Origin of the sequence: Sphingobacterium sp. SG20118, assembly GCF_044740685.1 — a bacterium.
In the GTDB taxonomy this organism is placed as follows: Bacteria; Bacteroidota; Bacteroidia; order Sphingobacteriales; family Sphingobacteriaceae; genus Sphingobacterium.
This window is the reverse complement of record NZ_CP172826.1, coordinates 3,036,589-3,051,061: the sequence shown is the minus strand read 5'-3', so window position 1 is coordinate 3,051,061 and position 14,473 is coordinate 3,036,589. Positions and strand designations below refer to the sequence as shown.

Annotated in this window: 14 protein-coding genes and 1 pseudogene; 10 read left to right on the top strand and 5 right to left on the bottom strand. The window is 35.6% G+C overall.

Annotated elements, in window-relative coordinates; translation table 11 throughout:
• Positions 1 to 10: 10 nt before the first annotated feature.
• From ACFX5U_RS14230 to ACFX5U_RS14215, 4 genes are all read right to left on the bottom strand, one after another.
• On the bottom strand, positions 11 to 214 hold the full coding sequence (locus ACFX5U_RS14230; protein ID WP_400261117.1) for a hypothetical protein: 204 nt from the start codon (positions 212 to 214) through the stop codon (positions 11 to 13).
• Positions 215 to 290: 76 nt separating this feature from the next.
• Positions 291 to 593 carry a Crp/Fnr family transcriptional regulator gene (locus tag ACFX5U_RS14225; RefSeq protein ID WP_400261116.1) on the bottom strand — a complete coding sequence of 101 codons (303 nt, stop codon included), beginning with the start codon at positions 591 to 593 and terminating at the stop codon, positions 291 to 293.
• Between the two features lie 25 nt (positions 594 to 618).
• Positions 619 to 1,326, bottom strand: a complete 708-nt coding sequence (locus ACFX5U_RS14220; protein WP_400261115.1) for an FkbM family methyltransferase — start codon at positions 1,324 to 1,326, stop codon at positions 619 to 621.
• Positions 1,327 to 1,396: 70 nt separating this feature from the next.
• The gene (locus ACFX5U_RS14215; protein WP_038699507.1) at positions 1,397 to 2,041 is read right to left on the bottom strand and encodes a YiiX/YebB-like N1pC/P60 family cysteine hydrolase; all 645 of its coding nucleotides are present in this window, start codon (positions 2,039 to 2,041) and stop codon (positions 1,397 to 1,399) included.
• Between the two features lie 86 nt (positions 2,042 to 2,127).
• Here ACFX5U_RS14215 and ACFX5U_RS14210 point away from each other — a divergent pair, with 86 nt between their 5' ends.
• The 5 genes from ACFX5U_RS14210 (at position 2,128) to ACFX5U_RS14190 (ending at position 5,359) form a co-directional block, all read left to right on the top strand.
• Positions 2,128 to 2,619, top strand: a complete 492-nt coding sequence (locus ACFX5U_RS14210) for a hypothetical protein (RefSeq protein WP_038699505.1) — start codon at positions 2,128 to 2,130, stop codon at positions 2,617 to 2,619.
• A 136-nt stretch (positions 2,620 to 2,755) separates the two neighbouring features.
• Complete coding sequence (locus ACFX5U_RS14205; RefSeq protein WP_280566487.1) at positions 2,756 to 3,049, top strand: hypothetical protein; 294 nt, start codon at positions 2,756 to 2,758, stop codon at positions 3,047 to 3,049.
• A 2-nt stretch (positions 3,050 to 3,051) separates the two neighbouring features.
• Positions 3,052 to 3,423, top strand: coding sequence for a hypothetical protein (locus ACFX5U_RS14200; RefSeq protein WP_038699501.1), 372 nt, complete (start codon positions 3,052 to 3,054; stop codon positions 3,421 to 3,423).
• A complete protein-coding gene (locus ACFX5U_RS14195) occupies positions 3,423 to 4,565 on the top strand; it encodes a glutathionylspermidine synthase family protein (protein WP_400261114.1) in 1,143 nt (380 codons plus the stop codon). The genes ACFX5U_RS14200 and ACFX5U_RS14195 overlap by 1 nt, the downstream gene beginning before the upstream one ends.
• A gap of 347 nt (positions 4,566 to 4,912) precedes the next feature.
• The gene (locus ACFX5U_RS14190) at positions 4,913 to 5,359 is read left to right on the top strand and encodes a DoxX family protein (RefSeq protein ID WP_038699497.1); all 447 of its coding nucleotides are present in this window, start codon (positions 4,913 to 4,915) and stop codon (positions 5,357 to 5,359) included.
• Positions 5,360 to 5,498: 139 nt separating this feature from the next.
• Here ACFX5U_RS14190 and purL read toward each other — a convergent pair.
• Positions 5,499 to 9,174: pseudogene (gene purL / locus ACFX5U_RS14185) on the bottom strand (phosphoribosylformylglycinamidine synthase).
• A gap of 405 nt (positions 9,175 to 9,579) precedes the next feature.
• Between purL and ACFX5U_RS14180 the strand changes: the two are divergent.
• From ACFX5U_RS14180 to rny, 5 genes are all read left to right on the top strand, one after another.
• Positions 9,580 to 10,044 (top strand): hypothetical protein, encoded by a 465-nt coding sequence (locus ACFX5U_RS14180; RefSeq protein WP_400261113.1) that lies wholly within the window; start codon positions 9,580 to 9,582, stop codon positions 10,042 to 10,044.
• The gene (gene pheT, locus ACFX5U_RS14175) at positions 10,016 to 11,977 is read left to right on the top strand and encodes a phenylalanine--tRNA ligase subunit beta (RefSeq protein WP_400261112.1); all 1,962 of its coding nucleotides are present in this window, start codon (positions 10,016 to 10,018) and stop codon (positions 11,975 to 11,977) included. Before ACFX5U_RS14180 ends, pheT begins: the two co-directional genes overlap by 29 nt.
• Before the next feature lie 37 nt (positions 11,978 to 12,014).
• Positions 12,015 to 12,323: a hypothetical protein gene (locus tag ACFX5U_RS14170; protein ID WP_038699491.1), complete on the top strand. Its 309-nt coding sequence runs from the start codon at positions 12,015 to 12,017 to the stop codon at positions 12,321 to 12,323.
• Positions 12,324 to 12,373: 50 nt separating this feature from the next.
• Positions 12,374 to 12,664, top strand: coding sequence for a cell division protein ZapA (locus ACFX5U_RS14165; RefSeq protein ID WP_021191210.1), 291 nt, complete (start codon positions 12,374 to 12,376; stop codon positions 12,662 to 12,664).
• 248 nt (positions 12,665 to 12,912) lie between these two features.
• On the top strand, positions 12,913 to 14,466 hold the full coding sequence (gene rny / locus ACFX5U_RS14160) for a ribonuclease Y (RefSeq protein ID WP_400261111.1): 1,554 nt from the start codon (positions 12,913 to 12,915) through the stop codon (positions 14,464 to 14,466).
• The last annotated feature ends 7 nt before the right edge of the window (positions 14,467 to 14,473 follow it).

Below are 14,473 nucleotides of genomic sequence, written 5' to 3'. Positions count from 1 at the left end.
CAATAAATGTTTATTTATTTGGTTTAAGAATTTGTCTTTTCAATCTACTTAAGAATTCTTGGGTGACGCCAATATAAGATGCAAGTTGTAAATTGGATATTCGGGGATAAATCTTTGGATAGCGTTGAATAAAGTCTAAATAACGCTCTTGAGCAGTAAAGCCAAGTGCTGCGATGATACGATGTTGTGAAGCAACCTGAGCTCGCTGTGCCATAATTCGGAATAATCGTTCAACTTGTGTGCAATTAGTGAAAAGTCGTTCTTTTTGCTCTCTAGAGATAATCAATATTTCAGAGTCTTCTAATGCTTGAATATATAATTGTGCTGGTTTCTTGGTCGTTAAAGCTAGCGATATCTGAAATCCACCACTCTTCTATCGCAAAATACAAAATATGCTCTTCACCATTAGGAGTTAGGTAAAATATCTTAAAGCAGCCCTTCATGACAAAGCCTTCAAAATTGCATATTTCTCCGGCGCGAAGAATGAAGCTTTTTTTCTTAACTTGGGTAGGGGTATAACTGGAGATAATCTGTTCAATTTGCTCTGATGTAACCGCTATTCTCTTTTTTATATATGCTTTAAAAATTTCCATGTAATATTTAAATGTGAAATATTCGCTAATCACTGATTTTGATAAAAGATATCTCTTCTAAAGTATCAGAAATTCCGAAAATTTGATAGCCGTGCTGTTTTAAAGAATTTAATAAATATTTTGTTTTTTCCTTCCCATTATCAAAAAATCGTTCGTGTATTTCCAGTAAAATTTGCTTGATTTCAATTGGAGAATTTAAAATGCTATCGATTACACTATATTCCGCTCCTTCAATATCCATTTTTAAAACATCGATGTGGTTATGGTTGTTTTCAGTCGCAATATCTATAAATGATTTCATTTTAACTTCTATCATGTTATTTTCATCAACATGTTGATGATTGATAATTGATCCTGATACATAATCTTTGTTTTTCGGTAGGTTGAAAAAGGTTGTGCCAGTTTCCTTATCTAATCCAACAGGATGAAAATGGAAATTGGGTGACATATCTGTTTGTTTATCAATCCATTCAATTGATTTAGGAGTAGGGTCGTAACCATAGACTTGACAATCGTGATTGTCTATAATCGCATCGTCAAAGGAAGTGTCTTGACCGATGCCAAAGGAGTAAACGATAGCACCGGGATGTAATAGGTCTGGATTAACATAGAAGCCGCCGTAAGAATTGCCGTACCATTTATGGCTACATTTATGCTCGATTTTAAAAGATGATACTTTTCCTGAAAGGACTTTATATTGCTTTTTCAATGCGTTTATCAGACTTGGACTCATATAATTGTTATGTTTAATGGTGCCTGTAAGTTACGATAAAAATTAATTTTAATTGGAATTGAAATCGATTTTACAACATGAGGTTACCTATTTTCACCAATTTATCTGATGCAGCTAGACCATTGGGGTTACATCCCGATTTGCCTTCAGGCACTTCTAATCCTTGTTTGTGATAAAAATTAATCCAAAAGTCATCTGTTTTTCCTGTAGTTGGATTAATAAAAGTCATAGGTTCTAGTTGGAATATGTGATAGGAACGAAAAGCTCTTTCTATAAAGTCGGAACAATAATAGCTGTTTTCATTCAAGATATAGCTCCAATTATAGGGTTTTCCCAACATCTGTTTTGCTGCTGTAATTGCGATAGGGATACTTTTGTCGTAAGGTTGTTTTAACCGGAAAATAACTAAATCGTTGCGGCCGTTTTTTTGAGTTTTAAAGAAGTCTTGAATTTTCTCCCGTATTGTGCCGCTTTTGGAGCTAGCATGTAAAACAAAAATAGAGTCTTTATTGATTTCTATTATTCCAATATGGTCGAAAGAGCTGTTCGTATCTCTTTGAGTGACACGATTGATGGCGCCTGAAAGGTTCTTTTGTTCGGCTCCAACAAAGATAAGGTCGCCGTTAATGAGATTCGTGGAATGAGTCTGTTGTCCAATTGTTAGTTGTGTGAGAAATAGAAAAATACCACTTAAAATTATGTCCAATGATTTCATGGCATAAATGTACAGGCTATTTGGCAGAATAACATTCAATAGTTAAATTAAGTCTTGAAATGCTGGATTGTTTGTATATTTGTATTATGGGAAAGATGTACAATGATGTGGTAGAATTATTACCCGAATTGATTCATTGCTTCAATAATCATTTGATGTTTGATAGCTTGGAAGAAGAAGATGTGATTTCTTTTCTTCCGATAGAAGACGAGGAAATTGCGAAGGAATTTGTTGCTAATACTAATAAAGTGCTTGCTGATCATTTTGAAGTGGAGGATGGCGAATTGTGTTATCCAGAAGATAGTTACTTAGATAAGGTGGACAATCCTATTTTATTTTGGAAAGATTATTTAGGTTGTTTTTTTAATTTTGAATTGGTAGAGGATTTTATTGACCAAGAAAATATTAAAGGAACAAGCTTTGGAACTTTCAGAATAACGCAGATAGCCTATATTAATGAAGTGAACAAACGTATCAAGAAGAGGCGTTTGAACGGTATTAATTTAGAATACCGCGTGACACCAACACCTTTGGATAGTAATAAACATTGGAATCGTACTTATGATAAAGAATGCTAGTAAATTTATCAATTTGAAGTTATCCTAACATTCCATACCTAGACGATATATTGTTGTTGAGCCCAATCGCTAGCACTGTTGGTTTGACATGCTGCGTAAAGGTATGATTTAGTTATTTGTATTAAAAAAAATTGAAATGAAATATATTTTATTCGTATTGCCAATTTTGATTTTCATCAGTTGTACTGATGTTAAGAAAGAAAAACCATTGGAGACTTTGGATAAAAAATCGGCTCGAGAGGTTGTTTTGGTAACGGAGAGTAAGGGAGATTCCGTTTTGCATATTACAAAACAGCATATCTGGTTTAATGGTGAGAAAATCGCAGATAAGAGTGATACGATTGTTACTGCTAAAAGTGTTAATACTTGGACAGTGGCCGATTCAACTCAAACTTTGAGTGAGATTCCTATTTATGTAACTGTGCAATAATAATGAGAAAAAAAACATCTTCAACAATTAAATTAGTATTGATTACATCCGTATTGGCTTCTTGTGGGCGCCCACAATCAGGGCCTGAGACACATCAACAGCGTGTTTACATGCGAGCAGATTCTACAGCTCCATATACAGAAGTGACAAATGATTATCGAGAACAACATCGTACGGGTGGGGGAATGGGTACATCACTTTTATGGTTTATGGCTTTTAGACATCTTGGTGGTGGTATGGGGTATGCTAATAGCAATTTGAACCCAAACTCTGTTTCGGGTACTAACGCGCAAAAATCTGCAGCTTATCAAGCTAAACGTAATGGATTTGGCAATACTGCTGCTTCATCTCAATCTTCTTCTGTCGGAGCATAATGAAAATAAAACATTTGACTATCGATCCTAATTGGAAATCTCGATTGGAATCTATCGGATATGGCTTCCATACAGATCAAGATGAACCCTATTGGATTGATGATTACTATTTCGAAATCACGAGTAAGGAGGCAGATATGTTACACCATGCAACTACAGAAGTATGGGATATGTGCCTAAAAGCGGTTGAATATGTTATAACAAATAAGCGCTATGATTTATTTCATATTCCAGCCTATATGGTGCATCATATAGAGCAATCCTGGGAAAATGAAACGCCTTCTATTTATGGTCGTTTTGATTTCGCTTATGACTCTGAGAAAAGAAAATTAAAGTTGTTAGAATTTAATGCTGATACACCAACATCACTATTTGAATGTGGTATTGTACAGTGGTATTGGAAGAATCATTATTTTTCTGAATCGATAGATCAATTTAATAGTGTGCATGAGCAATTAATTGCGTGTTGGAAAGATATTAAACCTCATTTGAAAGGTGATATATTGTACTTTTCATGTGCGAAGGAAACACTGGAAGACTTAACAAATGTTGAGTATCTTAGAGACACTGCTATGCAGGCAGGTATTCAAACGCAGCTGATTTATATTGATGATATCGGATGGGAAGGACGGGAATTTGTTGATTTAGAGGGCAAATCAATTCAGTCTATTTTTAAGTTATATCCATGGGAATGGATGGTTCATGAGGAATTTGGGAAAAATATTGTCAATGATGTTAATGAGGCGCAATGGATAGAGCCTTCATGGAAAATGTTGCTATCTAATAAAGCGATTTTACCAATTCTGTGGCAATTATTCCCACATCATCCGAATCTATTGCCAGCATATTTTGATGATCACAAACAGCTTAGAAATTACATTAAAAAACCGATTCTTTCGAGAGAGGGAGCTAATATTGAAATGTACTACGATAAAGAGTTGATATACGCCACGGCAGGTGAGTATGGCCGTGAAGGCTATATTTATCAGGAATTAGCTACTCTGCACAAAGAGGAAACAGGCTTTTCAATCATAGGTAGTTGGATTATTGGTCAAGAACCCTGTGGTATTAGTTTTAGAGAATCAACAATGCCCATTACAACAGATAAAAGTCGATTTGTTCCGCATATCATTAAAAACTAATAATACCCTACGTGTGCTTCTCAAGCTCATCAAGTTTTATAAGACTGATAGAATATGGATTATTTTTTTCCTATAGTATATACATTATTCATGCGACCTTAGCTGTTTAATAGAGGGATTATACGATTGGCATCTATTCGATTTTCTTTTACCTTTCTACGTTTATCATATTTTTTGATGAGTTGTTCATTGATAATCTGTTGCTTTATTTATAATGAAAGGGATTCGTATGCTGTTAATTGTTACTGAATAGGGATTTAATTATTATTCAATTTGCAAAATAACAAAACAAATTTAAAACCGGTTTGTTTGAATTGTATATAAATCATTAAGAAAGGAGAGTTGTTATGAACCTAATTCATAAAATTGAAAACTGGGGAAATGTGCATCATCCACAATGGATAGACTACCTTAGGATAGTTGTAGGGTTTCTTATTCTGATAAAAGGATTAAGTTTTGTGTCAGATTTAAATAGTGTTAGTGCTTTGGTACAAGAAGTGAACTATACCTTTTACATTTGGGGGGGTGTTCACTATATTGTTTTTGCTCAAATCGTTGGCGGGCTGTTTATTATCTGTGGATTTCAAACACGATTAGCTTCAATCGTTTTGTTACCTATTTTATTTGGAGCAGTATTTTTTGTTAATATAACAAATGGGTTTAGTTATCTTAATGGAGAATTGTGGTTATCGATAGTCGTGCTATTCTTATTAGTACTTTTTCTAGTTATGGGATCAGGTAAGTACTCATTAGATAATTTGATGGACAAACCTGGCTATATTAGAAAGATATAGGGATTTTCAGAACAATAATAACTTTGTCCCATTAAACAGGTGGCATTATTATCCGTGTTTTTTGCAAATGGACTCAAACAATTTAAAAAAACCTCCTGTATATTGAAGTGCAGGAGGTTTTTTATTTACTATAAGCAATTTACTTTTTATTTGTTTCAATCCAGTTTCGTGCATTGACAAATGCTTCTAACCATGGAGTTACCTGGTCTTGGTGTCCCTTTGGATAGTTAGCCCAGTTCCATTGGAACGTAGAACGCTCAATATGTGGCATTGTCACTAAATGTCGACCTGTTTTGTCACAAAGCATCGCGGTATTATAATCTGAACCATTCGGGTTTGCTGGATATTGATCATAAGCGTACTTCGCAACAATATGATATTGTGATTCTTGTTGTGGTAAATTGAATCTACCTTCACCATTTGAAATCCAAGCACCTAATGTCGCACCCGCCAGAGTTGACAACATGATTGAGTTATTTTCTTGTACTGTGACAGCAATGAAATTGGATTCATGCTTTTGTGAAGTATTGTGTAGCAACTTACCATGAACTTCGTGCTCAGGGTTGATTAATTCGAGCTCCATAAACAGTTGGCAACCATTACAAATACCTACAGACATAGTATCCGGACGTTTGAAGAAATTTTCTAGTGCTGTTTTTGCTTTTTCGTTGTACAAAAATGCACCAGCCCAACCTTTAGCAGAACCTAAAACGTCCGAGTTCGAGAATCCCCCTACAGCTCCAATGAATTGGATATCTTCCAATGTCTCACGACCTGAGATTAAATCTGTCATGTGAACATCTTTTACATCAAATCCGGCTAAATACATAGCATTAGCCATTTCGCGTTCAGAATTAGAACCTTTTTCACGGATGATAGCCGCCTTTGGTCTTGGTTTTGAAGTATCTATTATTGGTTTTATACCTGTGAAATGTTTAGGGAATACAAAACTCAAAGGTTGATTTTTGTAGTTGTTATAGCGCTCTTGGGCCATTCCATTCTTCGATTGTTTTGAATCTAATAAGAAAGACGTTTTGTACCAAGAATCACGTGTATCCATGACATTGAAGGTGAACGTGTCAGTATAGTTTTTGAATGAAACTTCAGTACCGGCAATCGCTTGCCCAATTTTCACAGCATCTATACCAGCTTCAATTAATGCTTTTTCAAAAGCATTATCATTTTTTGCTTGTAATACAACTGCGATATTTTCATTGAATAAGGTTTTTACTGTATCTGTTTCGCCTAATCCTGATAGATCATAGTTAGCCGCCAAGTTTACATCAGCAAATGTCAATTCTAAAAGTGTTGTGATTAAACCACCAGAGCCAATATCGTGTCCGGCTTCAATTTGACCTGCTTTTATTAAATCTTGGATAGTGTTAAATGCTTTTTTAAAGTAAGCTCCATCTTGAATCGTAGGAACTTCTCTACCAATTTTATTTAAGATTTGAGCGAATGAAGATCCACCTAATTTGAAAGCATCTTTTGATAAGTTGATATAGTAGATTGAACCTCCATCTTTGTTTAAAACGGGTTCAATAACCTGTGTGATATCCGTACAGTTACCAGCTGCAGAAACGATTAAAGTACCAGGAGCAATAACATTATCTCCATTCGGGTATTTTTGTTTCATGGATAAGGAGTCTTTACCTGTAGGGATGTTAATTCCTAATTCTAATGCAAAATCTGAACAGGCTTTTACTGCTTTATAAAGACGGGCATCTTCACCTTCATTATTACAAGCCCACATCCAGTTAGCAGAAAGTGAAACACCAGCTAAACCATTTTTAATAGGAGCGAAGACCAAGTTTGATAAAGATTCAGCTATAGCAGTTTCTACTAGCAGCGGCAGAATCGATAATTGCAGCTACAGGTGAATGACCAATCGTAGTCGCAACACCTTCCTTACCTTTATAATCTAAAGCCATTACGCCCACGTTGTTTAATGGTAATTGCAATGGGCCAGCACATTGCTGTTTGGCAACACGGCCTCCTACACAACGATCTACTTTGTTTGTTAACCAATCTTTGGAAGCAACTGCTTCCAATTGCAAAACTTGTGTCAAGTAAGACGGAATATTTTCGGTACTGTACGATAGATCTGCGTAATTTCTTACTATCGTATTATCCTTCATAATTGTTTTTGGCGAAGAACCAAAGAAATCTTCTAGAGCATAATCCATTGGTTTTTCACCAGTAGTTTTTGATTCGAAGGTAAAACGGTGGTCATTGGTTACATCACCAACTGTGTACATCGGTGAACGTTCACGATCAGCTACACGTTTTAAAATATCGATATCTTTTTCTCCAATTACTAATCCCATTCTTTCTTGAGACTCGTTACCGATGATTTCTTTTGCCGAAAGAGTCGGGTCACCAACAGGTAAGGCATCTAGATCAATTAATCCACCAGTTTCCTCTACAAGTTCCGAAAGACAGTTCAAGTGACCACCTGCGCCATGATCATGAATAGATACAATTGGGTTATGGTCAGACTCTACCATACCGCGAACTGCATTTGCAGCGCGTTTTTGCATTTCTGGATTTGAACGTTGGATGGCATTCAATTCAATTCCAGAGCCAAATGCACCAGTATCAGCTGAAGAAACTGCTGCTCCGCCCATACCAATTCGATAATTCTCTCCGCCTAGGATAACAATTTTATCACCTACTTTTGGTGTATGTTTTTTAGCTTGATCTAATTTACCGTAGCCGATACCACCAGCTTGCATAATGACTTTGTCGAAACCTAATTTGCGAGCATCTTCTTCATGTTCGAATGTTAATACCGAACCTGTAATTAGGGGCTGTCCAAATTTATTACCGAAATCTGACGCTCCATTGGAAGCTTTGATTAAGATATCCATTGGAGTTTGATATAACCAAGGGCGCTCCTCCATCGCTTGTTCCCAGGGACGATTTTTCTCTAATCGAGAATATGACGTCATGTAGACAGCTGTCCCAGCTAACGGTAGGGAACCTTGTCCACCTGCCAGACGGTCACGAATTTCACCACCAGAACCGGTTGCAGCACCAGAAAATGGTTCTACAGTAGTAGGAAAGTTATGAGTTTCTGCTTTTACAGATAGAACGGAGTCAAATTCTTTCTCTGCATAAAAATCAGGCTTATCCGCTGATTTTGGAGCAAACTGTGTGACACGTGGTCCTTTGACGAAAGCTACATTATCTTTATAAGCTGAAACGATATCATTCGGATTCGTTTCAGAAGTTTTCTTAATTAATTTGAATAAAGAAGTTGGTTGTTCTTCACCATCAATAATAAAAGTACCGTTGAATATTTTGTGACGACAATGTTCTGAATTTGCTTGAGAAAAAGCAAATACTTCCGAATCCGTTAATTTACGATTCAATTTCGTTGCTAGATTGGCAAGATATTGAACTTCTTCGGGGTTTAAAGAGAGACCTTCTTGTTTATTATAAGCATCGATATCGTCAATCTCTAAAATAGGTTCAGGATCAATATTGATGGTATACATATCTTGTGTCAATGTTTCATATTTCTGTGAAATCATTGGGTCAAAATCGTTAAAATTTGCTTGTATTTTTCGAAATTCTTCAATACGAATAATTCCTTCAACGCCCATGTTTTGGGTAATTTCCACAGCATTAGTGCTCCATGGGGTAATCATAGCTGCACGTGGACCAACAAAATAATCGTCTAGGGTTTCTTTTTCGATTTTACTAGCGCTTCCAAATAGCCAGTTTAGCTTAGAAATATCATCGATAGATAAATCTTCTAGGGTTTGCACACCGTAAACGATGTCGCTTGGGTTCACAAAGAAATGAATCATTATAACTGTAAGTTTTGAACGTTCTTCAAATTAAAACACAAATTTACGTTAATCCTTTGACTTATTAGGAATGAAAAGTGCTAAATATTAGTAAAATTACTTTTTACAGATGCACTATTTTTTTTTCGTTTCGTTTTCACTCACTACCTCTTTGTAAGTCAACGCTCTTTTGTATGATTATTTATAGTAATAAAGAAGTACTATTATATTTTATGTTTTTTTTATTTTAAAGGATAATAGAATATTTCCTTTGAACACACGATATAACTCCACGTTTTATATTCCTTCAATAAAAAAACTATCAAAGGATGAGGAGAAAACGACAAATTTGCATTGATAACAATGCAATTATATTGCGAATCAGAGCAAATTTATCTAAGTTTGTGCGTAAAATCAGATTCTAAAATGAATATTTCATATAAGTGGCTTAACGATCATATTGATATAGATAAAAAACCAGAAGAGTTATCTTTAATTTTAACTAACGTAGGATTAGAGGTAGAGGTTTTAGATGTGGTGCAAAGTATTCCAGGTGGATTAGAAGGCTTGGTTATAGGAGAAGTAAAATCTTGTAATCAACACCCGAATGCAGATAAATTGAAAGTGACTACAGTAGACATTGGTCAAGCAGACTTATTGCATATTGTCTGTGGAGCCCCAAATGTTGCAGTAGGACAGAAAGTTATTGTTGCAACTGTTGGTTCAACTGTTCATCCAGTAAGCGGTGAACCTTTTAAAATCAATAAATCAAAGATTCGCGGTGAAGTTTCTGAAGGAATGCTTTGTGGTGAAGATGAAGTCGGTTTAGGTACTTCTCATGCAGGTATCGTAGAAACTGCCATTGGACGCAACTGTCGGAACACTTGTTAAAGATTTCTATGGGGTAGAAGATGATTATCGCTTTGAAATTGGATTGACTCCAAATCGTGCTGATGCAGCATCACATATAGGTGTCGCTCGTGACATTGCAGCTTATTTCAGAAAAGAAATGAAGGCTATTGATCTTTCATCGTTCCAAGAGGGCAACGGCGTTAATACGAAAGTTACTGTTGAGAATCCATTGGGTAGCCCGCGTTATTCTGGCATCAATATTTCTGGAGTAAAAGTTGCGGAATCCCCAGATTGGTTGAAGGAACGTCTCAATGTAATAGGTATACGTCCCATTAATAACATTGTTGATGTAACCAACTTTATTTTACATGATTTGGGGCAACCTTTGCATGCTTTCGATCAGGATAAGATTGCAGGGAACGAAGTGATTGTAAGACAGGCGAAGCAAGATGAAATTTTCATCACATTAGATGGCGTTGAACGCAAACTTTCTAGTGAAGATTTAATAATTGCCGATGCTGAAAAGCCTATGTGCATAGCTGGTGTTTTCGGAGGGGCTAATTCTGGAGTTTCGGAATCAACTACAAATATATTTTTAGAATCTGCATACTTTAACGCGGTTACTGTTCGCAAAACAGCAAAACGTCATCATCTGAAAACAGATTCTTCTTTCAGATATGAAAGGGGTACAGATCCAAATATTACTGTTAATGCACTGAAAAAAGCAGCAATTTTGATTCAAGATATAGCAGGAGGACAAATCAGTTCTAACATTATTGATATTTACCCGGCTGAAATTAAACCTTTCGCATTTAATGTAAATTACAATAATGTACGGAAGTTGATAGGACAAGACATTCCAAATGAAGAAATCAAATCTATTATTGTTGCCCTAGGTATCGGTATTGATCAAGAGTCTGAAGAAAGTTTAGATGTTTTGGTTCCTGCATATCGTGTTGATGTAACCAGAGAAGTTGATGTTATAGAAGAAGTATTGCGCATTTATGGCTATAATAATGTTGAATTAAAAAGACAAATTAAGTCATCATTAAATACTTCTGAAAAACCCGATAAAGAGGTTGTTTTGAATCAATTGGCTGATCTTTTGATTGCAAATGGCTTTAGAGAAATACTTTCAAATTCCTTGACTAAGCTAGATTATGTTGATGATGAGACTACGGCCGTTCGTTTATGCAACCCATTAAGTTCTGATTTGGATACAATGCGTCAAAACATGTTGTTTTCAGCCTTAACTGCAATTTCTTATAATCAAAAGAGAAGAAATGCAGATTTGAAGGTCTTTGAATTTGGTAAGACGTATGCAATAGATGGAGAGGGTTATCAAGAAAAACAACACTTAGCTATTACTATCAGTGGTAAGATGGAAGCCGAACAATGGAATAATAGTAAGCAACTTGTCAGTTTCTACAATATTAAAGCTGTCGTTGACCTTATCTTAAAACGGTTGAATATCGGAAATCTTCAGTTGCAAGATGCACCTACAGATCATTATGCATATGGACTCTGTTATATGAGAGGTGCAAAAGCTTTAGTTACTTTTGGTGCGGTATCTAACACTTCACTCTCGAAAGCGGATGTAGAGGGACAGGTGTTTTTTGCTGATTTTGACTGGGATCAAATATTGAAAATAATTCGTAAGAATGTCATTAAATTTAAAGAAGTATCTAAATTTCCTTCAGTTAAACGAGATCTTTCGTTATTGATTGATGAAAATGTTACTTTCAAACAATTGGAAACGATAGCACATAAAACTGAACGTAAGCTGTTGAAAGCGGTGAACGTATTTGATGTTTACAAAGGAGACAAGATTCCAGAGGGTAAAAAATCGTATGCTTTGAGCTTTATTCTCGAAGATGAAGAAAAAACTTTAATGGACAAACAAATTGACGCAATAGTTCAAAAATTAATTCTTAACTTTGAGAAAGAAGTAAGCGCAGAGGTGCGTGGTTAATTATGAATAATAACATTTAATTGTATAAATTTAGTATATGGTAGCATTATCTTCTCAAATGAATATTATCGTTGAGAAAACGAAAAATTTAATTCAAATGTGCGAAGTCTTGCAAGAAGAAAATGATTTACTTAAATTAGAAGTTCAATCACTTCAAGTTGCTTTTAATACAAGCAATAGTAAGAACAAGCAGATGGAAGAGCAAATGAAAGCTATGGCTGTTGCCCGTTCTCTAGATAGTTCAGAAGCTGATAAAGATGCAATAAATGAAAAAGTACTTGACACAAAGCAAAAAATTAACGACTTTGTGCGAGAAATAGACAAATGTATTAGTTTGTTGAAGTAAGTGGATAGGGTAGAGATAACTTACTAATACGACGTAAAGCTCAAATAACAATGGGAGAAATTTCCATCAAAATAAATATCGCTGATAGAGTGTATCCACTTCGTGTAGATACGGCTGAGGAGGAAATAATCCGCCATGCAGCGAAATTGATTAATGAAAAAGTGAAAGAATTACAGGATAGTTATACTGTTCGTGATAAACAGGATTTATTGTCGATGTGTGTTCTACAGTATGCAACAGGGATGTTGAAAGCTGAACGACAGGTACAGACACAAGATCAAGGTTTGGAGCAATCAGTTCATGAACTGGATCAGTTATTGTCTAATTTCTTTACAAAATAATCGTTCTTTATAGCGCTTTACTACAACGAATTTGCCGCAGTTGAATTCGGGTTGTCACTATTTTAAACTTAACGCTTCAATATTACAGGCGAAAAAGATGTAGGTCATTTTGCGTAAGCCATCTGGATCATGATCATAGCCTAATTATAGATATTAGAAGTTTAATAATATTAGATACCCGTTATTTAATTGCGGTTTTTTTTTGAAAATTATAAATAAATAAAATACATATAAACAATTAATAATACATGGACATCGCAATTTATATCATACTTTCTCTGATCGTTGGTATTGCAATTGGCCGTTATCTTTTAGCACTTTTGTTTAGTAAACAAACAGAAGAAGCTCAAGAAAAGGTGAAAAGCATTATAAAAGAAGCAGATCAAGAGGCAGAACATTTAAAGAAGAAAAAACTTTTGGAAGCAAAAGAGAAGTTTCTACAGCTGAAATCAGAGCATGAAAAGGAAGTTAGTCAACGTAACAATACAATCAGCCAAAAGGAGAATACTTTACGTCAGAAAGAGCAATCTGTAAATCAAAAACTTGAAAATTTAAATCGGGAGAAAGTAGATTTAGACATAACGCGCAAGCAACTCGACAAACTTGTTGAAATAAATGAAAAAAAATCCGAAGAGGTCGAATTGCTAAAAGTACAACAAATCAAACAATTGGAAGGTATCGCTGGCGTAACTGCAGAAGAGGCTAAGAACCAATTGGTAGATTCTTTAAGAGAAGAAGCAAGATCACAGGCTATTATTCAAATAAAAGATATCGTCGACGAGGCTAAGTTAACAGCTACAAAGGAAGCTAAAAAAGTAGTTATCCAAACGATTCAACGTACTGCTACAGAATCTGCAATCGAAAATACAGTTTCTATCTTTAATATCGAAAACGATGAAATTAAAGGGCGTATAATTGGTCGTGAAGGACGTAATATTCGTGCCTTAGAGGCGGCTACTGGTGTGGAGATTATCGTTGATGATACACCTGAAGCTATTATTCTCTCAGGTTTCGACCCTGTTCGCCGTGAAATTGCACGTTTAGCGCTGCACCGTTTGGTAACAGATGGCCGTATTCACCCTGCACGTATCGAAGAGGTAGTAGCCAAGACTCGTACACAAATTGAAGATGAAATTGTTGAAATCGGTGAACGTACCGCTATTGATTTAGGCATTCATGGCTTGCACCCTGAGTTGATCCGTATGGTAGGACGTATGCGTTACCGTTCTTCTTATGGTCAGAATTTACTGCAACACTCGCGAGAGGTGGCTAATTTCGCTGCAACGATGGCAGCTGAATTAGGCTTAAATGTGAAGCATGCAAAACGTGCTGGTTTATTACATGATATTGGGAAAGTACCGGATGATAATCCCGAGTTACCACATGCTATTTTAGGTATGCAACTCGCAGAGAAATATAAGGAACATCCAGATGTCTGTAATGCTATTGGCGCTCATCACGATGAAATCGAAATGACAGCGATGATTTCTCCAATTGTACAAGCATGTGATGCTATATCAGGAGCTCGTCCTGGAGCTCGTCGTGAGGTCGTTGAAAGTTATATTAAACGATTGAAAGAATTAGAAGATTTAGCATTATCTTATCCTGGTGTCGAAAAAACTTTTACTATTCAAGCTGGTCGTGAATTACGTGTTATTGTTGAAAGCGAAAGGGTATCAGATGCTCAAGCTGAAATTTTAGCAGCTGATATCTCAAATAGGATTCAAACGGAGATGACTTATCCAGGTCAGATTAAAGTGACTGTTATTCGTGAAATTCGTTCTGTTGCATACGCAAAATAAGAAGTAT

What these genes read in the sequence shown, in the direction of transcription:
- ACFX5U_RS14195 (WP_400261114.1), top strand. Translation starts at nt 3,423, where the DNA reads ATGAAAATAAAACATTTGACTATCGATCCTAATTGGAAATCTCGATTG.
- ACFX5U_RS14200 (WP_038699501.1), top strand. Translation starts at nt 3,052, where the DNA reads ATGAGAAAAAAAACATCTTCAACAATTAAATTAGTATTGATTACATCC.
- ACFX5U_RS14220 (WP_400261115.1), bottom strand. Translation starts at nt 1,326, where the DNA reads ATGAGTCCAAGTCTGATAAACGCATTGAAAAAGCAATATAAAGTCCTT.
- ACFX5U_RS14205 (WP_280566487.1), top strand. Translation starts at nt 2,756, where the DNA reads ATGAAATATATTTTATTCGTATTGCCAATTTTGATTTTCATCAGTTGT.
- ACFX5U_RS14170 (WP_038699491.1), top strand. Translation starts at nt 12,015, where the DNA reads ATGGTAGCATTATCTTCTCAAATGAATATTATCGTTGAGAAAACGAAA.
- ACFX5U_RS14165 (WP_021191210.1), top strand. Translation starts at nt 12,374, where the DNA reads ATGGGAGAAATTTCCATCAAAATAAATATCGCTGATAGAGTGTATCCA.
- ACFX5U_RS14225 (WP_400261116.1), bottom strand. Translation starts at nt 593, where the DNA reads ATGGAAATTTTTAAAGCATATATAAAAAAGAGAATAGCGGTTACATCA.
- ACFX5U_RS14190 (WP_038699497.1), top strand. Translation starts at nt 4,913, where the DNA reads ATGAACCTAATTCATAAAATTGAAAACTGGGGAAATGTGCATCATCCA.
- ACFX5U_RS14180 (WP_400261113.1), top strand. Translation starts at nt 9,580, where the DNA reads ATGAATATTTCATATAAGTGGCTTAACGATCATATTGATATAGATAAA.
- ACFX5U_RS14230 (WP_400261117.1), bottom strand. Translation starts at nt 214, where the DNA reads ATGGCACAGCGAGCTCAGGTTGCTTCACAACATCGTATCATCGCAGCA.
- ACFX5U_RS14210 (WP_038699505.1), top strand. Translation starts at nt 2,128, where the DNA reads ATGGGAAAGATGTACAATGATGTGGTAGAATTATTACCCGAATTGATT.
- ACFX5U_RS14215 (WP_038699507.1), bottom strand. Translation starts at nt 2,041, where the DNA reads ATGAAATCATTGGACATAATTTTAAGTGGTATTTTTCTATTTCTCACA.
- rny (WP_400261111.1), top strand. Translation starts at nt 12,913, where the DNA reads ATGGACATCGCAATTTATATCATACTTTCTCTGATCGTTGGTATTGCA.